Genomic DNA, 21,865 nt, shown 5'->3' with positions numbered 1-21,865 from the left:
TACTTAAAACCTAATAACATTTAAAGTTTATGGAACAATATGATTTTGGCATTGTAGGGCTTGGCGTAATGGGCCGCAACCTGCTGCTGAATATGGCTGATCATCATTTTGCTGTTGCCGGTCTTGATCTGGACGAGCAAAAAGCACAGGCGCTTGAAAAAGAAGCCGATGAAACGCATAAAGTAAAATCTACTACATCTGCTGAAGAATTTGTTGGATTAATTAAAAAACCGAGAGCAATTATGCTGCTGGTACCTGCGGGCAAACCGGTTGACTCGGCTATACATAGCTTACTGCCATTCCTTGAAAAAGGCGATATCATTATTGATGGTGGTAACTCTTATTTCCCTGATACTAACCGCCGTATTGAAGAGCTGGATGCACAAGGTATCCACTTTTTTGGTATGGGTATTTCAGGTGGCGAGAAAGGTGCGCGTTTCGGCCCGAGCATGATGCCGGGTGGTAATAAAGATGCTTATGAGCGCCTTCGCCCTATATTTGAAGCTGTTGCAGCAAAAGTAAATGGCGAACCATGCGTTGAATACTTAGGTAGTGGTTCGGCAGGTAACTATGTAAAAATGGTGCATAATGGTATTGAGTATGGCATTATGCAAATGATTTCAGAAGTTTATGATTTGCTAAAACGTGGTTTCGGCGTTAGCGATGAAAAGTTGCAGCAATTGTTTACCGAATGGAACCAAAGCGAGCTTCAATCATTCCTGGTTGAAATTACTGGTATCGTACTTAACAAAATCGATGATGAAACAGGCGAGCGCTTAGTAAACCTGATCTCAGACCAGGCTAAAGCAAAAGGTACAGGTAAATGGACTTCGCAAAATGCAATGGACCTGCAGGCACCTATCCCGGTGATTGATGCGGCCGTTGTAATGCGTGATCTTTCAAAATATAAAGAAGAGCGTGTTGAAGCTTCAAAACATTATGCAAGCTTAAACACTCCATCTGCTTCAGGTGCTGATGACAGCCTATTCGAAGCTGCAAAACATGCACTGTTCTTTGCCATGATTGCTACCTACGCACAAGGCTTATCGCAGCTTACACTTGCTTCAAAAGAGTATAACTATGGCTTGAATCTGGAGCAGGTGGCTAAGATCTGGAGAGGTGGCTGTATCATCCGTGCGGCAGTGCTTGAGGATTTCCGCAAAGCATTTGAACGCAATGCAGAGCTACCTAACCTGTTGCTGGACGAAGAGATTGGCAAACTGATGACCGACAGGGTACAGAGCATTCGCACCTTTGTTAAAACAGCTATTGATAAAGGTATCCCGGTACCGGCAATCTCTGCGGCATTGGGTTATTTTGATGCTTATAGAAGCGAAAGGCTGCCAACTAACCTGGTGCAGAGCCAGCGCGATTACTTTGGTGCGCATACTTATGAACGTACCGATAAACAAGGTACCTTCCATACCAACTGGGATTAATTGCAGATACGATTCAACCTTAAATAGATAATAAATGAAAACAGGTAAAAAAAACACCCCCGAAGTAATTGTTATTTTCGGTGGTACCGGCGACCTGGCCAAAAGAAAGCTGATTCCGGCTTTTTATAATCTTTATCTGGAAGGCTTTATGCCCGAAGATTTTGCCATCATAGGGCTTGGACGTTCTGAGTTTAATGATGAACAATACCGTAAAAGGCTCGAAGAGGGCGTTGCTGAATTTTCAAGAACCGGCAAACCTGATGCTGAAAAATGGAAAAAATTTAAAGAATCAATAGTTTACTGCCAGTCAAATATTAACGAAGAAGCTTCGTACGATAAAATTGCAGGCGTAATCAAAGGATTTGATACCAAGTTTGGTACACGCAGCAATCGTCTGTTTTACCTATCTGTCGCTCCGCAGTTTATTGAAAAAGCTACGCTTAGCCTGCACAAGCACGATTTAACCAGCGACGTTCAGGCTGACCGTATCGTAGTTGAAAAACCTTTTGGCCATGATAAGGCTTCGGCTATTGAACTGAACAATGTTTTAACCCGCACTTTCGACGAAAGACAGATTTACCGTATCGACCATTATTTGGGTAAAGAAACGGTACAAAACATCCTGGCTTTCAGATTTGCAAATGCATTGTTTGAGCCACTTTGGAACCGTAATTACATTGATAGTGTACAGATCACCGTTGCCGAGCAGGTAGGCGTAGAAGACCGTGGCGATTATTACGAAGGCGCAGGCGCTTTACGCGATATGATCCAGAACCACCTGCTGCAAATTATGTGTATGATTGCGATGGAAGCCCCGGTATCATTTGATGCTGAAGAGATCCGTAACCGCAAGGTTGATGTTTTACGCGCTGTACGCCGTTTAAAACCAGAAGATGTGCATCAAAATGCTATCCGCGGCCAATATGGCGCCGGATGGATGCAAGGCAAAAAAGTGCCGGGTTACCGCGAAGAAGATAAGGTAAGCAAAACTTCAAACACAGAAACTTTTGCTGCTATTAAATTCTATATCGATAACTGGCGCTGGCAAGATGTACCTTTCTATGTGCGTACCGGAAAACGTATGCAGGAGAAAACATCATCTATAACCATTCAATTCCGCCCGGTACCGCATTCAACATTCCCGCGTACCAAAACGGATAACCTGATGCCCAACCGCTTAACCATCAATATCCAGCCGCAAATGGATATCAGGTTAAGGTTCATGACCAAACGTCCCGGCCTTGAAATGGATTTAAACCAGGCAGACATGATCTTTGATTATGATACCTGTTCAACCCAAACGCCAGAAGCTTACGAAACTTTACTGCTGGATGCTATGCGTGGTGATGCTACCTTGTTCATGCGTTCAGACCAGGTTGAAGAGGCATGGGATGTGATTACCCCGATATTGGATGCCTGGACTTCACGCGATTCTATTGACTTCCCTAATTATGCCGCAGGTACCTGGGGCCCGGAAGGCGCTGAAGCGCTGATTGCACGTCAGGGGCACGTTTGGGCCTTAAATTCACACAGTATCGATAATAAATAAATCGGTTATGCTGAAGATATTTAAAGATGCCGACGAATTAAGTGTTGCCGCTGCACAGTTATTTGTGCAGTCGGCAGCAGAAGCCATCAGCCGCCACGGAAAGTTTACGGTAGCGCTTACAGGTGGTTCATCACCCGAGAAAATGCACCGCCTGCTTACAGAGGAGCCATATGCTAGCCAGGTAGATTGGAGTAAAGTGTTTGTATTTTGGGGCGACGAACGTTGGGTACCGCTTGATGATGACAAGAGCAATGCTAAAATGGCTTTTGAAACCTTGTTGAACCATGTGCCTATACCAAAAGAAAACATCTTTGTGATGTGGGCAGACGGTTACCAGCCAAAAGAATATGCAGCAAAATACGAGTCGTTCCTGAAAGAAAATTTGGGTGACGACCCGCGTTTCGACCTGATCTTTTTAGGTATGGGGGATGACGGCCACACAGCTTCATTATTTCCGGGACAGCCAGTTATAGATGAGAAGGATAAGTGGGTTGATGTTTACTGGCTTGCTCCGCAGGATATGTACCGCATTACCTTAACAGAGCCTGTTTTAAACGATGCCCGTAAAATTGTGATGCTGGTATTCGGCACTAAAAAAGCGAATGCTTTGCACGAAGTTTTGGAAGGCGAGCGCAACCCGCATCTTTACCCATCGCAGGTTTTGGCGCCAAAAAACGGCGAAATATTATGGTTTGTTGATGAAGCAGCAACCGAAAAATTAAATGATAAATCACAAGATTAATCGTACAAACGATGTTCCCTACAATAAATCCAACTACTACTGGAGCCTGGAAGCAATTAGCCCAACAGGCTGAAGCGGCTAAGGCAACTACGATAAAAGACCTGTTTAAACAGGATGCAGAACGTTTCGGTAAGTATTCATTCACGCTGAATGATATTTTCGTCGACCTGTCAAAAAACCTGGTTACCGACGAAAACTTAAAAACGCTGTTACAACTTGCTGAAGAAAGTAAATTGACCGATGCCATTAACGCCATGTTTAGCGGCGAGGTTATTAATCGTACAGAAAAACGTTCGGTATTGCATACCGCTTTACGTAACTTCTCTGGCCAGCCGGTTTATTCGGAAGGTAAAGATGTAATGCCTGATGTGCAGCGTGTACAGCAGCAAATGAAAGCGCTGTGCGAAAAAGTGCATAGCGGCGAATGGAAAGGCTACACCGGCAAAAAGATCAAATCTATTGTTAACATTGGTATAGGAGGTAGTGATTTAGGGCCTTTAATGGTTACCGAAGCATTGCGTCCTTACTGGGTTGAGGGTATCCAAGCTTACTTTGTTTCAAACGTTGATGCTACCCACATCGTTGAAACGCTAAAAAAGGTTGATCCGGAAGAAACATTATTCCTGATCGCTTCTAAAACATTTACCACGCAGGAAACCATGACCAATGCCCAAACGGCTAAAGATTGGTTACTGAAATCAGCGAATGATGAAAGTGCTGTTGCCAAGCACTTTGTGGCATTGTCTACCAATGCAGAGGCGGTAACAAAATTTGGTATCGACGAAGCCAACATGTTCGAGTTTTGGGATTGGGTTGGTGGCCGTTATTCTTTGTGGAGCGCTATTGGCCTTTCAATAGCTTTAACAATTGGATATGATAACTTTGAAAAGTTGCTGAAAGGTGCTTACGAAACTGATACGCATTTTAAAGAAACTGAGCTTTCAAAAAACATCCCGGTTTTATTAGCGCTGATCAGCCTTTGGTATATCAATTTCTTTGGTTCACAGACAGAAGCTATTTTACCTTACGACCAATACCTGCACCGTTTTTCAGCGTATTTCCAACAAGGAAATATGGAAAGTAATGGTAAGAGTATAGACCGTACAGGTAAACCTGTTGATTACGCTACAGGCCCTATCATTTGGGGAGAGCCAGGCACCAACGGGCAGCATGCCTTTTATCAATTAATTCACCAGGGAACTATCTTAATCCCATGCGATTTTATTGCACCTGCGCAATCACATAACCCGGTTGGCGATCATCATCAAAAATTGATCTCTAACTTTTTTGCACAAACCGAAGCCTTGATGAATGGTAAATCGCCGGAAGTAGTGCAGGAAGAATTGCGAAAACAAAATAAATCAGAAGAAGAGATCGCATACTTAACACCATTTAAAACATTTGCAGGTAACAAGCCTACAAACTCGTTTTTAGTTAAAAAGATCACCCCGGGTTCATTAGGCCGCCTGATTTCCTTATACGAGCATAAAATATTTGTACAAGGGGTAATCTGGAACATATTTACTTTTGACCAATGGGGAGTAGAGCTGGGTAAACAATTAGCCAGCAGTATTTTACCAGAGCTGAAAGGTGATGAAGATGTTACTTCGCACGATGCTTCTACCAACGGACTTATTAATAAGTACAAAGCCCTAAGAAGCGAATAATATTCTATAACATATTATTGATCCCGGTTTTATTGCAGCCGGGATTTTTTATTTAAAAAAATCGTACTTCTTATTTGGATTAATTATAAATAATTCCAACTTTTGCATTAGTTATGCAAGTATTGGTTAAGCAAAGTCCATCATTTATAGAAGTGTTCACCACTAAAAATGGGGCTATTTATCAATGCGATACCGAGCGTTGCTGGTATGTAGATTTTGCAGGCAAATTAGCCCGTTTTGATCATCGTAACCTGTTAAAACTTCGCAAAGCAGTTTATAATATTGACATTGAAGCACTGCTGCTTGATAATACCAAAACCCCTGATCTGGAAATTATTTTCATCTGTGCATGCGACCATTGCTATGTGCTTAGCCTGTTGCAGATCATCGCATTAAAGGAAATTTTAGAAGGTGCGTTTGTCATGTTGGAACTTAACAGCATCATCAGTCAGCGCCTTGGCACCGCCCATATCTGATTTAGATTAATTTCATATACGCTTTTTTTCATGCCATCAATACACTTTAGCATTATAATTGTAATGATGTAGCTGTTTACGTCCTTAAACTTTGCAATTATGAAAGATCTGATGCGTATTAAAAGCTTAATTTCAACCGAAATTGAAGCGCTTTTAAATAAACAAGTACAGAAAGAAGCTCAATCATCAGCCATATATTTAGCTATGGCATCATGGTGTAACCGCAATGGTTATGACTATTCGTCAGCGTATTTCTTTAAACAAGCCGAAGAAGAGAGAGAACACCAGCTTAAATTTTTCAAATATATCCTTGATATGGGTGGCAATGCCATATCACCTGAAATAACCGGTATAAAGCAAGAATATAACGCATTCCGCGAAGTTTTTGAAGATGCCCTTGACCAGGAAATCAGCGTAACACAATCAATTAATAATATTTATGGTACCTGCCTTCGTATGCAGGATTTTGTTACCATGGAATTCTTAAACTGGTTCCTGAAAGAGCAACGCGAAGAAGAATATAAAGCACGCCGTGCATTAGAGTTATTTGAAGTGATTGGCGAAGAAGGCACCGGCAGGTGGCAGATTGACAAACACGTTGGCGATATCAAATACGACAGCGAAGCTTAATCGATCAGCCCCATCAGCTGTAAAACTTCTTTATGATGATATTCTTTTAGCCAGGTATTGCTTGGTTGTATGGCACAGACGGGTGCAAACTTGCAGCGGTCTGTGCATTCTGTTTCTACCACCTCAATTGTATCTTTCAGGTTTAAATGCTTAATGTACGACTTGGCCAGTTTGTACATTTCCTTTCCGCCTCTTTTGCCGCATTTGCTTCCGGTGCAAACGTAAAGCACTTTTTCGGGTACAGTAAATTTACTCATTTTTTAAATACCAAATTTACGCCTGTCTGTTTTGTGTTAGGGTAATATTACCCTTTGTTTAAACGCCTTTTTACTCTCTGTAATTTATCAATAATTACATAAATTTATATCAATGCGCTATATATCAATTGTATTCAATGTATATGCAGCGTTTGCTAATTAATTAACCTTAAAAATCTTATCTTATTATGGATCAATCAACACAATCCGATCAACCCTTTTACATTGGTCTTTGCATGGCAGGGGCGGTATCAGCCGGTGCATATACTGCCGGAGTTATAGATTATTTATTAGAAGCCCTTCAGGAATGGGAGAAAAGACGGGGAGAAGCAGGGGTACCAACACACCGTGTAGAAATTCCGGTAATAGGCGGCGCTTCGGCAGGAGGAATGACCGGTATTATCGCTTCTGCAGCTTTACAACAACAACTTACACCCTTGGATAAACCAACGCCGGGAGCAATTTTAGCCGAGCATCCTGAAAATGTGCTTTACCACTCATGGGTGGACCTGGTAGATAAGAATATGTTTCCGCTGATGCTGGAGAATTCGGACATTGAAAGTGCTGGCGATGTAGTGTCAGCACTCAACTCTGATTTTATTGATAAAATTGCACAGCGTGTAATAAAACCCAGTAAACCTGCATGGAAAGACTTGCCGCCGTTCATTAATCCTAAGCTGAAGGTATTTGTTACGCTTAGTAACCTGGAAGGTTTCTGCTACGATATTAACTTCAAAGCCAATGGCCCTGACGAAAGGCATCCGTATTATATGCTGATGCATAATGATTATGCCTGCTTTGAATTAGCTGATAAAAGCAACATAGCACCTACACCCGGATGGATACCGCTCGACCTCAAAAACGGCCTGAACTCATCTATAGCTGTAGAGGCAGCCATGGCTACGGGGGCTTTCCCGGTAGGATTAAAATCGCGTGTGGTGAAGCGAGACAGTAATGATGTGAACCATAATCCCTGGTTAAAGGACATCCTTTCTATAAATCCTGTGCCTGCAGGCGATTATACAACTTTAAATGTTGATGGCGGCCTGATTAACAATGAACCTTTTGACCGTGTACGTGATGTGCTGACCACCATTACAGGCCAGACAAATAAAAGCGACTACCAAAGCTACAGCCGCTTTAAATCAACCGTTTTAATGGTGGCGCCGTTTCCAAGTGTAAAGCCTGCACCAATCAACATCGTACAGAAATTATTAAACGTGATGGGGCTGACCTTATCTGCCATGATCAGCCAGATGCGCTCGAAACCAATACATCTTGTTGAGGCGATGGATGATGATTGTGCCGGGCAGTACCTGATTGATCCTGCCCGTTTAAGGCCGGATAAGAATGGTGTAGTTGAAGAAGTACATGGTGAAAAGGCTATAGCCTGCGGAGCTTTGGGCGGCTTTAGCGGTTTTCTGAATAAAGAATTCCGGGTGCATGATTATTTTCTGGGCAGATATAATTGTAAGATCTTCTTGCGCGACTATTTTACGCTGTCGGAAAGGTCATTAGAGAAAAATGAAATATTTAAAAACGGCTACGCAAATGCTGACATAGATAAACATCGCTCTAAAAAGGATGGCAGTATCCAGATTATTCCTGTTTTTGATGATGTGGACTATACTTTCCCTGATTTTAAGTTCAGTTCGGGCAGCAACTGGCCGGCAATAACACAAGCGGACATCGATGTATTTAGAAAGCCGCTTCGCGGGCGGGCAGATGCTTTGATTATGAATATCAAGAAATTTGGCATGTGGACTAAGGCGCTGATTTGGGTAGGGGTAAAGGTGGTGCTTGGCGGCTTGTTAGCCGATGCAGTAATAACTGGTATTACAAATTCGCTTGATGAGTGGGAACTCATCAGAAAAAAGAATGATTAAACCTTATTAAACTTAAACTTATGATCAAAAAGCAATTTGAAAAAGAGCTGGTAATTTCTGCCACCTGCTCAAAAAGCACAGCCAGTAAAAAAGCCGATGTATTGAAGATTCAATCATGGCTTAATCTATTTGCACTTACACATCCTGATTCGGGTACCGCAACGGCTATCGACGGTGATTTTGGCCCTTCAACAGATAAGGCAGTCAAAAACTTTCAGAAGTTCTATAGTCTTAGCCCAAACGGTGTGGTTGACAACGCTCTATTCAGCCGCATGGCAGACCCACTTAACAAAGCCTTCACTGCTAAAGGCAAAGCGACAGATCTGCGCAGCCTGATTGTCGAAATTGCGCAGGCTCACCTGGCGCAACACCCTTATGAGTTGGTGATCAATAACCAGTCTAACTCAGGGCCGTGGGTGCGCAGCTATATGGATGGAAACGAGGGAAAAGAATGGTACTGGTGTATGGGCTTTGTACAAACCATACTTGACCAGGCTGCATCGCAATTAGGCAAAGATTTCCGAACGCTGATGCCGCTTACTTACAGCTGTGATACGGTAGGTGTAACAGGCATCCATAAAGGCTTACTGATACGCAGTAAAGATGTGCGTAACAATCCATCTTTAGTTAAGCCGGGCGATATTTTCCTGCTTCAAAAATCACCGACGGACTGGTACCATACAGGGTTTGTAACCGGTGTAGACAACGACATTTTTGAAACTATTGAAGGTAATACCAACACCGATGGTTCGGCAAATGGCAACGGTGTTTACAAACGGACGAGAAATTTCAGAAAGCAAACGCTGGATGTGTTTTCGATAAAACCATTAGTTTAAAATTCAGAACTTGATTTAAATGCGCCTTTTTAAGGGCGCATTTTTTATTTTAAGTAAACCTATCTTTGGCATTAGTGTTAATCAAAGCTTAGTATGCCAGTGAATGTTGCTGTAGTTATTCCTGTTTATCAAAATACGATTTCCGATTGGGAAAGTATTGCCTTGCAGCAGTGCAATAAAATACTGGCAAACTACCCGAAAATTGTGGTAAAGCCGCAAAGCCTTATACTTTCTAACGAGTTTAGTAGATCAGAATATACCGCTGTTTATGATTTCGATGATGCCTATTTTTCAGGGATAGCAGGTTATAATAAATTAATGTTATCTGCAGATTTCTACAGCCATTTCTCAGACTATGAATTTATTCTGATTTACCAGATGGATGCCTTTGTTTTCAAAGATGAATTAAATTATTGGTGCGATCAGGAATTTGATTACATCGGGGCACCCTGGATAAGAAAAAAGCAGGATAAAAATCCAATTAAGAGAATTACAGTTGAAGCCCAGCAAAAGATATCAACGGCTTTAAACCTCAAAAAAAACGGCGTACCAAATAAATACCAATTTGAAAACAAAGTAGGTAACGGCGGATTTTCACTGCGTAGGGTAAGTAAATTTTTAGAAGTAGCTACCAGCATGCGCACAGAAATAGAGTCTTATTTAGAAAAAATAGCTCATCAATATAATGAAGACGCTTTCTGGAGTATTGAAGCAAACAGAAAGAGAAATAATTTAAATATTCCAGACTGGCAAACGGGCTTAAGGTTCGCTTTTGAAACTTATCCTGAACGTGCTCTTCAGCTAAACAACAATGAGTTGCCTTTTGGGTGCCATGACTGGGATAATTATCCTGATTTTTGGCGGCCAGTGTTTAACAAATTTGGTTATAACTTTTAAATATGATCTACATCGTAATACTTATTCTCTTAGTTACTTTGGTTGCATGGTATTTAAGCAGCAACAAACGTAAGGTACCGGTAACTGATGTTGCTGCCCCTAAATCCAGTTATAAAGACCTGCTTAATGCACATGTTGAATATTACAACAAGCTTAATGATGCTGATCAACTACGTTTTGAGCGTTTGATAAGTGAGTTTCTGACAGAAGTAAATGTGGAAGGTGTTGGTGTTGAGGTTACCGATGTGATCCGTATACTTGTTGCCGCAAGCGCCATAATCCCTGTGTTTGGTTTTAAAGAATGGCGATACCAAAACCTGACCAATGTAATTGTGTACCCTGATACCTTTGATGCCGAATACCAGTTTGAAGGAGAAAACCGTAACATTATGGGTATGGTAGGTACCGGATATATGAACGGGCAGATGCTGTTATCATACTCTGCTCTTTTAAAAGGTTTTTCAAAAAGTAGCGGAAAGGAAAATACCGGTATCCATGAGTTTGTGCATTTGCTCGATAAATCTGACGGTGCTACAGACGGGGTGCCTGAAAACATGATGAGCCACGAATATGCCACGCCATGGTTGCAAATGATGCATAAAGAAATGCACCGCATCAAAGAGGGTAAATCGGATATTAACCCTTATGCGCTTACCAACGAAGCAGAGTTTTTAGCCGTGGCTTCTGAATATTTCTTCGAAAAACCAGACCAGTTTAAGGCTAAACACCCTGAACTTTACGAACAGTTAAGCCAGGTTTTCAGGCAGGAACCTGCAAATGACTAAGCATCTTCACCATCTTGCCCTACAAGGAAATAACGGCGTAGTTTTTCCTCTTCAAGGTCAAGCAGCTCCATTTGTTCGCGGATAATATCATCGTTGATGTTATCCTTTTTGTTAATGGTTCTTAGAAACTTACGTTGCTCGTCCATCAGGTTTGCCATAATATTCCTATAGTCGTCATAAAATGCTTCGGTACGTTCGCGGTTGCCTTCTTTGTCCCAATCATGCAGCAATTCCATATCAGCAGCCAAACGTAACTGAAGCGCCTTTACCATATCGTTTTTCTCTAATTGATCGTGGTACTTGTCTTCAAGTAGTTGCAAAGATAGCTTATGCAGCTTTTTTCTTACTATTTGCTTCTGCTGTTCGAAAGATATAGTAAGGTCAGGGTCGGGCATATCAACCAGTTTGATAAATACAGGTAAGGTTAACCCCTGTATAACCAGTGTGGCTATAATTACGCTGAAGGTGATAAACAGAATGAGGTTACGTTGCGGAAATGGCTCGCCCGAATGCAGTGCTATGGGTATGCTTAATGCAGCAGCAAGCGATACAACGCCACGCATCCCTGTCCAGCCTAATAAAAGTGGGGCTTTCCATCCGGGCCTTGGGTCGGCGGTAGTGATAAACCGGCTGATAAAGACAGTAAAAGCAGAAGCACCAAAAGTACTTGCAAAGCGGGTAATGATCAGCGTAATAATAATGATGAGGCTATATTTAATTGCGGGACCGATGCCGCCTGGTCCAAGCGCTTTTATGATCACCGGAAACTCCAGCCCGATTAAAATGAATACAAGGCTGTTAAGCACAAAAGCGACAGCTTCCCAAACGTTAAAGCCTTGCAGCCTGCTTCTGTGGCTAAGGATCTCATGCCTACGGGCTGAAAGAAATAGGCCGCCGCTTACTACCGCAAGCACCCCTGAAAAGTGGAATTCCTCCGCAATGATATACATGGCATAGGGGGTAATAAAGGTTAGGATGATATCCATGATGGGGGTGGTGGGTAAAAACCTGTGTATCGCGTAAAACGCCAATGCCACGGCAAGGCCTGTAGCTATCCCCATTACAATTACCAATACAAAACTGGTGGCGGCTTCTATAAAAACAAATTTACCGGTTAGTATAGCTGCCAGTGCAAACCTAAAGATCACCAAACTCGATGCATCGTTCATCAAGCTTTCGCCTTCTACAATGGCAGTAAAGCGTTTAGGCACCTTTACATTTTTTAAAATAGCAGTTGCAGATACAGCATCGGGCGGGGAGATGATACCGCCCAACAGAAAGCCTGTTGCCAGTGTAAAACCCGGAATAACGTTGTTTGATACATAGGCGACAATGCAGGATGTAAGTATAACGATCAGAAACGCAAAGCTGGAAATCACCCTCCGCCATTTCCAGAAATCTTTCCATGATGTATTCCACGCGGCCTCATACAGCAATGGCGGAAGAAACACCACAAAAATAATATCGGGCTTAATCTCAATGCCCCTTAAGCCGGGCACAAAGCCCAACGGCAAACCAACCAGTACCAGCAGGATGGGATACGCAATTTTTATTTTTTGCGCTATCATAACCACGGCAAGGATGATAGCCAGCAGGCAGGTGTATTGTATAATTTGTTGATGCATCGGCAATAGGTCTTCAGCTAAAATAACTATAAAAACAAAAAGCCTCCGAAAAGTTTCGGAGGCTTGAAGTAACGATTGAGATACTTACAAAGAAGCTTCTGCCTGTTTTTTATAATTGTTTAAGATGGCCTGCCAGCCACCTTGCTGCATTTCGCACGGATTTGTGCTTTCAGGATCAAAGGTTTCGGTCACCTTTGTTGCGTTTTCTTGCGGTTCAAACACTACGCTTACCTTTCTGCCATCACCTAATGTATATTCAATAAGCCGGTGTGTTTCTACATTGGTGTAAGTGCCTTCAAAATCAAAACTAAAGCTGCCATCTTTAGCGGCCATGGTATTTTTAAATTTACCGCCTGTTCGCAAATCATTTTCTGAATACGGTGCATGCCAGTCGTCTGAGGCAAATGCCCAGTTTTTAATATGTTCAGGTTCGGTAAATACTTCCCACGCTTTTTCAACAGGAACATTTACTACTGTTTCTACAGTTATCGGGCTTAAATCTGGTGTTTCCATACTGGTTGTATATTGTTTTGTTAATCAAATGTATGCAATGCCCGTACCGGTGGCAGTGGGCAAATGCGACAATCAGGAGTGTCATTTGCAACATCAACGGTGTAACTCAGATTTGTGTGTATAGCCGTTTAGCTTGCTGCAAACAGTTCGTCAAGGTTACCAAGTCCCATGCTGAAACCTTCTTTGAAGCCCATTGCTACAATCTTTTCCAAATCATCTGGTTTATCAAATGTAAGTGCTACATGTATACTTGTTATATCGCCATTTTCTGTAAATACGGTATGCCAGTTCATCACCGGGGCGGTATCAGTGGGGGTTCCCTCTGCATCGGTAAATAAGGCTGTAGACTTAAAGCTTTTCTGCGGAACTACTTCTTTTATATCCACCCTACACCAATGCTTTTCGCCTTGTGGGCTTACCATTGCATATCTCCATGAGCCGCCAGCAGTAAAGCTTAAACTTTTGGTTTCTGCTTTCCAGGGTTTTGGTGCCCACCATTGATCGAGCAGGTCGCTTTCTGTCCACGCTCGCCAAACTTTTTCTAATGGTGCATTAAAGTCTTTTGTAACAATCAGTTTATTACCCGATGCGTCTTTGCTTATTTTAGTTTCATTATTGCTCATATTGCTTCAAGATATAAGTATAAATCGAATTTAGATATTAATGCTCTTTATAAATGTCGAAGCGTTCAAATGCTACCTTTCCAAAGTTTTTCTGAGTCAGTACTTTAGTTTTTGAATTGTCAGGGTCGCTTGCATGGAAGCTTTCACCCCCATCTTTATATAAATACCAGTGCTTATCGGCAGGGTTATATTTAAAAGTAATAATGCGGGTCCACCGCCAGCCGCTACCGCCATAATGCTCAACAGAGAAGTAACCGTTTTTAATAGTTACAGCTTGAAAAGGATCGCCCATCATACCACCGCAATTAACACAATAAACCGCATTATCATTACGTGCCATTAATTTAAAATGGTGATCTGCAGTGCGGGTAAATAGCAATAGCGGCCTTTTTTCAGGATGGTCTACAACGTCTGAAGTTTTATCTTCATTTGGCTTTTTTAAAATAATAACCCAGTCGGGCAAAGCATCTTTATTTAAGTCCCCGGATGTTGCATCCAGTATTTCATAGCCTTTTGGCAACTGATTGGATATTTCAGGAGGTACGGCAGGCTGTTGATGCAGCGCTTTTACAAAACATGTGAGTATGGCTATATACAGAATATTCATATAAGTACATAAACACAAGAGCCCGGCTGCTGTTTTGCGTTGGCAAAATAGCAGCCGGGCCGGATCATGTAAAAATTTCTGAATTAATTAAACCTGTAGCCAATACCAATACCAACTACCCAAGGCTTTATTTTAACATCTGCACCAATGTTTCTCAGCACAGGCGCCAGTGAAGGGCTGCCTGCAGGTGTTAGGTTAGAAGCATCAACGGTAACATCTGTATTGAGGAAAAGCTTTTTAATATCGATGTTCAGAAACACCTTTTTGCTCAGGTCAATATCAGTACCCAGTTGTGCAGAAAAAGCAAATTTGTTTTTGTAATCAATGCCCTGTACCGTGGTTCCTTTATCCGCATTATAAAAGATGGTGTAATTTGCGCCTGCTCCAACATAAGGTTTTAAAATTGTCCCGGTGGGTAAATGGTATTGCAGGTTTAAGGTAGGCGGCAACAACCATACACTGCCTAAGTTAACATCTGCAGACGCAGGGCCGCCTATTGCCGTAAGGTTTGACCCTGTTGTGTGTACCTTATGTTTTGACGTTCCTAAAATAAGTTCGGCCGAGAAGTTTTTAGCGAAGTAGTAAGTGAAGTCGAGTTCAGGAATATAGGCATTGCTGATATTAACATTGCCACCTATAACACCTATCGTCGCACTTTCTTGCGGAAGTATACCCACTGCACGCAGGCGTATATCTAATTCATTTTTTTGTTGTGCAAATCCATTCAAACTTGCGGCTAATAATACGCCGAGGATAGATAGTCTAAGAATTTTCATAATATTAATTGTTTAGTGAACGCTCAAAAGTATAATGGCTTTATAGGGTATACTTTGATAGAAAGCATGTTCAGATATGATCTTCATCACCGGTTATGGGCTTGGCCGGCCTTAATTTCCACCGCCGTTTTTTTGAAATTTTACCCACAAAAAAAGCCTTGCAGTTAATGCAAGGCTGATATATCGTGATGGCAGTCACGTTTAGTGACTGTACAGGCTTTAAGCTTAAATTATTATAAAGGCTTTTTAGCCAGGATATCTCTTATCTCGGTAAGTAATATTTCTTCTTTAGTAGGAGCGGGCTCAACGGTTGGCGCAACGGCTTCTTTCTTTTTAAATCTGTTAGCCGCTTTTATAATTAAAAATAATGATAAGGCAATGAGGATGAAAGATATGATCTGGGCAATAAAGTTTCCGTACTTAATGGCTGTACCTGGTATCATCAGTTCGCTCAGGTTTGATAAGTGCGCGGCCTTTAAAACAGGCGTTAAAACTGCAGGCGTAATAATATCTTCAACCAGCGAACTTACAATTTTGCTGAATGCGGCACCAATAACCACAGCAACGGCAAGGTCTAAAACGTTTCCTTTAACAGCAAACTCCTTAAATTCTTTAATGAAACCCATAATACATGTATTTAGTTAACTTGTTAAAATTTAAGGAAGATAAAAAAGTTAAATGATTTATAAAAGCTTAAAACAATTATGCGCTTTTAGCTTTAATGTATCAAACCCGAAACCAACTTTTATTTTATAGTTAATTGATGTAATTTTGGCCGGGCCATCTATTATGTTAAAACAGAATCTTCAGCAAAAACTTTTACAAAAACTTTCCCCGCAGCAAATACAATTCATCAAATTGTTACAGGTGCCTACCGTATCGTTGGATACCCGTATCAAAGAAGAGCTGGAAGAAAACCCTGCGCTTGAAGATTTGAGCCTTACCAACTTAAATGAGCCGGAGGAGCAATACCCCGACCGCGATCCTGATGATGATTACAACAGCAGCGATGATGAGGGTGGTGACTACGATGAGTTCAACATAGACGATTATCTGCAGGAAGATAACGTGAATGAATACGGATCAAGGTATGACCAAAACGGCGACGATGAGGAAGAACGTAAAGAGATGCCTATCGCCATTCAAAGTTCTTTCTTTGAAAGCCTGCAGGCACAATTAGACCTGCTGCCACTTACCGACCATGATTTTAAGATAGGCCAGCAGATCATCGGCAGCCTTGATGATGATGGCTATTTACGAAGGCCTATTATGTCGCTTACGGATGATCTTGCCTTTTCGCAAAATGTTATGGCGGAAGACGAAGAGGTAGAGGAAATGCTGAAGGTAATTCAAAGTTTTGACCCGCCTGGTGTAGGGGCACGTACTTTACAGGAATGCCTTTTGCTTCAGTTGCGCCGTAAAGACCTTACAGATCCGGTTGTTAAAAAAGCCATACTGGTAGTACAAAATTATTTAGACGAGTTTACACGCAAGCACTACGATAAGTTAGAGCGATCATTGAACATGAACTCGGACGAGTTGCGTGCCGTGGTAAACGAAATCTTAAAACTTAACCCCAAGCCGGGCGACTCTAATACTGTAAATACTAAACAGCTTCAGGTAATACCCGATTTCCATATCATTAACAATGATGGCCGTTTGGTACTTACACTAAATGCTAAAAATGCTCCTGAGCTTCGCGTAAGCCGCTCATACCAGGAAATGTTTGAGCATTACGACAAGGCATCGCAAAAGGATAAAAAGATGAAAGAGGCGGTGCAGTTTGTTAAGCAAAAGCTCGACTCGGCCAAATGGTTTATTGATGCCATTAAACAGCGCCAGCAAACGCTGTTAAAAACCATGAATGCCATTATGCAGTACCAGTATGATTTCTTTATTACTGGCGACGAAAAAAATCTGCGCCCGATGATCTTAAAGGATATTGCCGACCGTATTGGTATGGATATATCAACAGTATCGCGTGTGGCCAATTCAAAATACGTGCAAACAGAGCATGGTACCTACCTGCTTAAATCTTTCTTTTCTGAGGCTATACAAACCGAAAGCGGCGAAGAGGTATCTAACAAGGAGGTGAAAAAGATATTGGAAGAGTGTATTGGTGGTGAAGACAAACGTCATCCGCTTGCCGATGAAAAACTCACAGAGATACTTAAAGAACGTGGCTATAATATAGCTCGCCGTACCGTTGCCAAATACCGCGAGCAAATGAATATCCCGGTTGCAAGGTTACGCAGGGAAGTATAATTTAGTGTATCTGCTTAAAAGCTGCGCATAGGGCACGATACCTTGTAGCGGTTGTTTAGTAAGATGCCTAAAATAAACTCGTGTGTTCCGTTGCTTACGGTGTTAAGGTTGGACGTGGTAAAATCATACGAATAGCCGAAACTGAGAAACGAGCTGATGTTAAAGCCAATAAGCCCGGCCACAGAATCATTGCGGCGATAAGCGCCGCCAAGCCAGAACCTCTCCCTAAAGGCAAATTTACCTGTAATATCAAAAGTATTGGGAACCGGTTTAATTACCTTGAACATGATGGATGGCATAAAGGTGATATCATCTGATACAAAAAGTTTTATACCTGCTGTAAGGAAATAATGCGGCACTGTCTGGCTTTGGTTATAAGCGTTGTTAGCGCTAAAATATAATGTTTGTTTAAGCAGTTGCTGTACCGATGCACCCACATAATAGGTTGGCGAATATAGCCAGACCCCTGCACCCAAATCAGGGTACCACTGGCTGGTATTGGCATTTGCAATAGCCGGATCCAACGGGTTTTCCAGCGTAATCATTGATGTATTTAATCCCATGTGTGCTATACCTGCAGATACGCCCACTGCCAGGTTTAACCGGGGCGCAAGTCCAAGATGATAAGCATAAGTAGCATCAATATTGGTTTGTGTTAATGGCCCTGCCTTATCATTTACAACCATTAAACCAACACCATGATGCGGTTCTGCTGCCATATAATTTTGTACATAAGAACGGCTCATGGGGTTCTCGCCGCCACCTGCAGGTATCGCCGTTGCATCACCGTTTATAAAATTACTACCCAGAGGCATGTTTACGGTGAGGTATGATGTAGTCGGAGCGCCATCTAAGCCGGTCCACTGCTTGCGGAAACCTGCTTTTACATCGGTATAATTTTCGATACCGCCAACGGCTGGGTTTAGCAGATAGTTGTTAAAAACATACTGGGTATATTGCGGGCGTTGCTGTGCTGTTATTATGTGCGAAAACAGCATTAGCAGCAGGATTAGTTTAAAGCACTTATTCATTATCTGATAATTGTGATAGAGCCGCTCATGGTTTTGCGGCCGCTTTTAGGGTTGATAATATAATAATAAACACCGGCAGGCAAATCCTGCCCTTTGTAACGCCCGTCCCACAGCACATGATAGCTTACAGAATAGAATACCTTTTCACCATTTCTGCTGAAACTTCACGGTACAATCAGGATGGTCTTCCAGGTGTTTAATATACCATAAATCGTTAACACAACCATTGTTTGGTGTAAAAGTGTTGGGTATTTCGGGTAGTTTTAAAACAAAGACATTTACCTGCAAATAATTTACGCAACCATCGGTCGAAGTAGCCGCCAGGGTATAGGTGGTATTTCAAGTGGTGTTGCTACTGGGTTTAAAATATCATCGTGGTCCAGCCAGTAACTCAATGCCTTTACATGTTGAATTTTTAGCGCATACAGAAGAGAGCCACATAGCGTTAAATGGCTGCAACTAAAAATCGCACCAGGAGGTTCACCTTAGAATAGTTTAGTAATTAGAGTGCATCAGAATGCATGACCAATATACATAACTTATATGAACCAGATACTTTTTATTGTGATTTCATTAAAGCTTCAAGCTCCATATTGGCCAGCTTAAGTTTTTGGGCAAGCTCTTTATTCTCTTTGCGTAAATGATAGATTTCCAGCGAGTTTTGAATGTACATTTTCAACTCTTCATTTTGCCAGGGCTTAACCAGGTATTTATAAACCTGTCCGCGGTTAATAGCATCCATAACGGCGTTAATGTCAGCAAAGCCAGTAAGAAGAATACGAATGGTATCAGGGTAAACGGGCAGTATAGACTCTAAAAATTCGATCCCGGTCATGGTTGGCATGCGCTGGTCGGTTATGATTACACCAATTTCATTAGTGTCTAATATCTTTCGTCCTTCTTTAGCCGATTGTGCCGTAAAAATATTGAAATCGCGCCTGAATGCAGCCTTAAAGCTGTTCAAATTATTAATTTCATCATCTATATATAATACGCCGTATTCCATATTGCAAAATTAGTTAAGGTTAAGCACAAACACTATTTTTAATCATATAATAAACGTTTTGTTTATTATTATCTTGCATCGGTGTATACAACGATGCCGGTATTAATGAAAAAGTTTCTGTTGTTCGTTTCTCTTATCCTATGCTGTGCATCTGTTTTTGCTGCTGATACATTGGTTATTCATAACAACGAATCAAAACTTATTCCTAATACTACATTCACCCAGTTAGAAGATCCGGACGGTACGCTTACTTTTTATGATGTATTAAAAAGCAATTCATTTCATAAGGTTAATCAGCCTTTACCGCATATTAATTACACCACCTCTGTTATTTGGTTAAAGCTTACTCTTAAAAATAAAACTACGCAACCCTATCTCCCGGTCAGCATCCGCAGCAGTGTAATTGATGAATTTGACCTGTATTACCTCAATGCCAGCAAACAGCCTGTCAGGCTTGTGGCCGATTACCCGCACCTCAGCTTAAGCCAGTTGGAACAAAATACTACGCACGTCAACTTCGTTATCCTACCCGATTCCAGCAAAACCATATATCTGCGTGTAAAAAGTAACGGGACTACAGTTTTACCGGTAGAGGTTTACAGTGCCACTTCGTTTATGAAAAGCGTCAATTTCCAAAACCTGGTGATAGGGGCATTCATGGGTGTTATCGTAATTATGGCGGTATACAACCTTGTGCTGTTCTTTATAGTAGGCGATATCAGTTACGTTTATTACGTATTGTATATTATTTTTCTGGGCCTTACACAGATCTTGCTCAGGGGGTACGGTACAAACCTGATCAGCGGTGATAAACAAGTTATTAATGATATTGTACTGCCGGTTTGCCGCGTCTGTTTCGGGTTTTCGATACTGTTTTTTGTATATGAGTTTTTGCAGATCAAGCAGCAGGGGAATATCATTTTATGGAGTTACAGGGCCATGTTTGCAATTTACACATTGCCATTGCTTACCCTGATGGCCGGTTTTATACATCTTACTTATACGCTTATTGCATTCAGTGCTTTAACTACTTCTATATTTCTGCTGGTTATAGGCTCCATGCTTTACTTTAAGGGCTTTAAGCCAGCCAAGTATTTCATGTTCGGGTGGACGTTGTTCTTCCTGTCTATTATTACTTCTATAGCCCGTTCACAGGGGTTTGTGATATACAATACACTTACGGTTAATATTATTTTATATGGTTCGGCGCTGGAGCTTATTTTGTTTTCGGCTGCACTGGCCGATAAGATCAATTTTTATCGCCAACAGATCAGCGAATCGCAGATTGCTGCTCTTGCCATCGCAGTTGAAAACGAGAAGCTGATTACCCAGCAAAATATCCTGCTTGAAAATAAGGTAAGCGAACGTACCCGCGAACTGATACAAAGCAACCAAAACTTGTCGCGGAGTATCGAGAACTTAAAGGCTGCCCAAACTAAATTGGTGGAAACCGAAAAAATGGCCTCATTGGGGCAGTTAACGGCAGGTATAGCTCATGAGATTAATAATCCTATCAACTTTGTAAGCGCAAGTGTAAATCCGCTGAGGATGGATTTTGTGGAGATTTTTGAGTTAATTGATAAATACGTTGCATTTGAAAGGGTGCCGGATAATACCGAACTGCAAAAAGATGTTGCCCAGTACCGCAAAAAAATAGATGTTGATTTTGTTAAAGATGAAATAACAACACTGCTCGATGGTATTGAAGAAGGAGCGGGCCGAACCAAAGAGATTGTTGACAGCCTGCGCACCTTTAGCCGTACTGATGAGCAAAGCTTAAAGCCGGCCGATATTAATAAAGCAGTGTTGAGTACTCTTGTGATTTTAAGAAGTACTACACCGGCTTACATTTCAATAACTCCTGTATTAGATAAGTTGCCGCTGATCAATTGCTATCCGGGTAAAATAGGACAGGTGCTGATTAACCTGATTACCAATAGTATCCACGCTATTGAAAGCAAACCCGTGCATAATGACGAGAATATCCTGATCATTACTACCGACCACGAAAACCATATCAGCATAGTGATACGGGATACCGGTATTGGCATCAGCGACGATGTGAAGCAACACATATTCGATCCCTTTTATACCACCAAGGATGTTGGAGAGGGTACAGGCTTAGGCTTATCCATTGTGTTTGGAATTATAGAAAAGCACAAAGGGAAAATAGAGGTGCAGTCTGAACCCGGAATGGGGGCAACATTCCTGATATCGTTACCTAAAGACCTGAGCTAAGATAATACCATTTGTAA

22 protein-coding genes are annotated in these 21,865 nt (G+C 41.7%); 12 read left to right on the top strand and 10 right to left on the bottom strand.

Features of this window, described 5'->3' with window-relative positions; all coding sequences use genetic code 11:
- Positions 1 to 29: 29 nt before the first annotated feature.
- From gndA to PQ461_RS15160, 6 genes are all read left to right on the top strand, one after another.
- Entirely contained in the window at positions 30 to 1,439 is a 1,410-nt protein-coding gene (gndA, locus tag PQ461_RS15185; protein WP_274206382.1) for an NADP-dependent phosphogluconate dehydrogenase, read from the top strand.
- 34 nt (positions 1,440 to 1,473) lie between these two features.
- On the top strand, positions 1,474 to 2,988 hold the full coding sequence (gene zwf / locus PQ461_RS15180) for a glucose-6-phosphate dehydrogenase (RefSeq protein ID WP_274206381.1): 1,515 nt from the start codon (positions 1,474 to 1,476) through the stop codon (positions 2,986 to 2,988).
- A 7-nt stretch (positions 2,989 to 2,995) separates the two neighbouring features.
- A complete protein-coding gene (pgl, locus tag PQ461_RS15175; protein WP_274206380.1) occupies positions 2,996 to 3,730 on the top strand; it encodes a 6-phosphogluconolactonase in 735 nt (244 codons plus the stop codon).
- A gap of 11 nt (positions 3,731 to 3,741) precedes the next feature.
- Positions 3,742 to 5,397, top strand: a complete 1,656-nt coding sequence (gene pgi / locus PQ461_RS15170; protein ID WP_274206379.1) for a glucose-6-phosphate isomerase — start codon at positions 3,742 to 3,744, stop codon at positions 5,395 to 5,397.
- Positions 5,398 to 5,510: 113 nt separating this feature from the next.
- Positions 5,511 to 5,873: a hypothetical protein gene (locus PQ461_RS15165; protein ID WP_274206378.1), complete on the top strand. Its 363-nt coding sequence runs from the start codon at positions 5,511 to 5,513 to the stop codon at positions 5,871 to 5,873.
- 99 nt (positions 5,874 to 5,972) lie between these two features.
- A complete protein-coding gene (locus tag PQ461_RS15160) occupies positions 5,973 to 6,503 on the top strand; it encodes a ferritin (RefSeq protein WP_274206377.1) in 531 nt (176 codons plus the stop codon).
- Here the strand turns inward: PQ461_RS15160 and PQ461_RS15155 are convergent.
- Positions 6,500 to 6,760 carry a (2Fe-2S) ferredoxin domain-containing protein gene (locus tag PQ461_RS15155; protein WP_274206376.1) on the bottom strand — a complete coding sequence of 87 codons (261 nt, stop codon included), beginning with the start codon at positions 6,758 to 6,760 and terminating at the stop codon, positions 6,500 to 6,502. The genes PQ461_RS15160 and PQ461_RS15155 overlap by 4 nt on opposite strands.
- Before the next feature lie 188 nt (positions 6,761 to 6,948).
- Here PQ461_RS15155 and PQ461_RS15150 point away from each other — a divergent pair, with 188 nt between their 5' ends.
- The 4 genes from PQ461_RS15150 (at position 6,949) to PQ461_RS15135 (ending at position 11,164) form a co-directional block, all read left to right on the top strand.
- On the top strand, positions 6,949 to 8,646 hold the full coding sequence (locus PQ461_RS15150) for a patatin-like phospholipase family protein (RefSeq protein WP_274206375.1): 1,698 nt from the start codon (positions 6,949 to 6,951) through the stop codon (positions 8,644 to 8,646).
- A 20-nt stretch (positions 8,647 to 8,666) separates the two neighbouring features.
- Positions 8,667 to 9,482, top strand: a complete 816-nt coding sequence (locus tag PQ461_RS15145; RefSeq protein WP_274206374.1) for a peptidoglycan-binding protein — start codon at positions 8,667 to 8,669, stop codon at positions 9,480 to 9,482.
- A gap of 93 nt (positions 9,483 to 9,575) precedes the next feature.
- Positions 9,576 to 10,379, top strand: coding sequence for a DUF5672 family protein (locus tag PQ461_RS15140; RefSeq protein ID WP_274206373.1), 804 nt, complete (start codon positions 9,576 to 9,578; stop codon positions 10,377 to 10,379).
- A 2-nt stretch (positions 10,380 to 10,381) separates the two neighbouring features.
- Complete coding sequence (locus PQ461_RS15135) at positions 10,382 to 11,164, top strand: M90 family metallopeptidase (RefSeq protein ID WP_274206372.1); 783 nt, start codon at positions 10,382 to 10,384, stop codon at positions 11,162 to 11,164.
- On the opposite strand, the gene PQ461_RS15130 is transcribed toward PQ461_RS15135, so the two are convergent.
- From PQ461_RS15130 to mscL, 6 genes are all read right to left on the bottom strand, one after another.
- Positions 11,161 to 12,789, bottom strand: a complete 1,629-nt coding sequence (locus tag PQ461_RS15130) for a Na+/H+ antiporter (protein WP_274206371.1) — start codon at positions 12,787 to 12,789, stop codon at positions 11,161 to 11,163. The genes PQ461_RS15135 and PQ461_RS15130 overlap by 4 nt on opposite strands.
- Before the next feature lie 84 nt (positions 12,790 to 12,873).
- Positions 12,874 to 13,302: an SRPBCC family protein gene (locus PQ461_RS15125; protein ID WP_274206370.1), complete on the bottom strand. Its 429-nt coding sequence runs from the start codon at positions 13,300 to 13,302 to the stop codon at positions 12,874 to 12,876.
- Between the two features lie 128 nt (positions 13,303 to 13,430).
- On the bottom strand, positions 13,431 to 13,925 hold the full coding sequence (locus tag PQ461_RS15120) for an SRPBCC family protein (protein ID WP_274206369.1): 495 nt from the start codon (positions 13,923 to 13,925) through the stop codon (positions 13,431 to 13,433).
- A gap of 37 nt (positions 13,926 to 13,962) precedes the next feature.
- On the bottom strand, positions 13,963 to 14,532 hold the full coding sequence (locus PQ461_RS15115; protein WP_274206368.1) for a hypothetical protein: 570 nt from the start codon (positions 14,530 to 14,532) through the stop codon (positions 13,963 to 13,965).
- 83 nt (positions 14,533 to 14,615) lie between these two features.
- On the bottom strand, positions 14,616 to 15,308 hold the full coding sequence (locus tag PQ461_RS15110) for an OmpW/AlkL family protein (RefSeq protein WP_274206367.1): 693 nt from the start codon (positions 15,306 to 15,308) through the stop codon (positions 14,616 to 14,618).
- Between the two features lie 233 nt (positions 15,309 to 15,541).
- Positions 15,542 to 15,934, bottom strand: coding sequence for a large-conductance mechanosensitive channel protein MscL (gene mscL, locus PQ461_RS15105; RefSeq protein WP_274206366.1), 393 nt, complete (start codon positions 15,932 to 15,934; stop codon positions 15,542 to 15,544).
- Between the two features lie 163 nt (positions 15,935 to 16,097).
- Here mscL and rpoN point away from each other — a divergent pair, with 163 nt between their 5' ends.
- Positions 16,098 to 17,573, top strand: a complete 1,476-nt coding sequence (gene rpoN, locus PQ461_RS15100) for an RNA polymerase factor sigma-54 (RefSeq protein ID WP_274206365.1) — start codon at positions 16,098 to 16,100, stop codon at positions 17,571 to 17,573.
- Positions 17,574 to 17,587: 14 nt separating this feature from the next.
- On the opposite strand, the gene PQ461_RS15095 is transcribed toward rpoN, so the two are convergent.
- From PQ461_RS15095 to PQ461_RS15090, 3 genes are all read right to left on the bottom strand, one after another.
- Positions 17,588 to 18,604: a PorP/SprF family type IX secretion system membrane protein gene (locus PQ461_RS15095; protein WP_274206364.1), complete on the bottom strand. Its 1,017-nt coding sequence runs from the start codon at positions 18,602 to 18,604 to the stop codon at positions 17,588 to 17,590.
- A complete protein-coding gene (locus PQ461_RS21250) occupies positions 18,604 to 18,720 on the bottom strand; it encodes a T9SS type B sorting domain-containing protein (protein WP_443192773.1) in 117 nt (38 codons plus the stop codon). Before PQ461_RS21250 ends, PQ461_RS15095 begins: the two co-directional genes overlap by 1 nt.
- Before the next feature lie 443 nt (positions 18,721 to 19,163).
- A complete protein-coding gene (locus PQ461_RS15090) occupies positions 19,164 to 19,610 on the bottom strand; it encodes a response regulator (RefSeq protein ID WP_274206363.1) in 447 nt (148 codons plus the stop codon).
- Between the two features lie 105 nt (positions 19,611 to 19,715).
- Between PQ461_RS15090 and PQ461_RS15085 the strand changes: the two genes are divergently transcribed.
- Positions 19,716 to 21,848 carry a sensor histidine kinase gene (locus PQ461_RS15085; RefSeq protein WP_274206362.1) on the top strand — a complete coding sequence of 711 codons (2,133 nt, stop codon included), beginning with the start codon at positions 19,716 to 19,718 and terminating at the stop codon, positions 21,846 to 21,848.
- Positions 21,849 to 21,865: the final 17 nt, after the last annotated feature.

Source organism: Mucilaginibacter sp. KACC 22063 (genome assembly GCF_028736115.1).
In the GTDB taxonomy this organism is placed as follows: Bacteria; Bacteroidota; Bacteroidia; order Sphingobacteriales; family Sphingobacteriaceae; genus Mucilaginibacter.
This window is presented reverse-complemented; position numbering and strand designations above follow the sequence as displayed.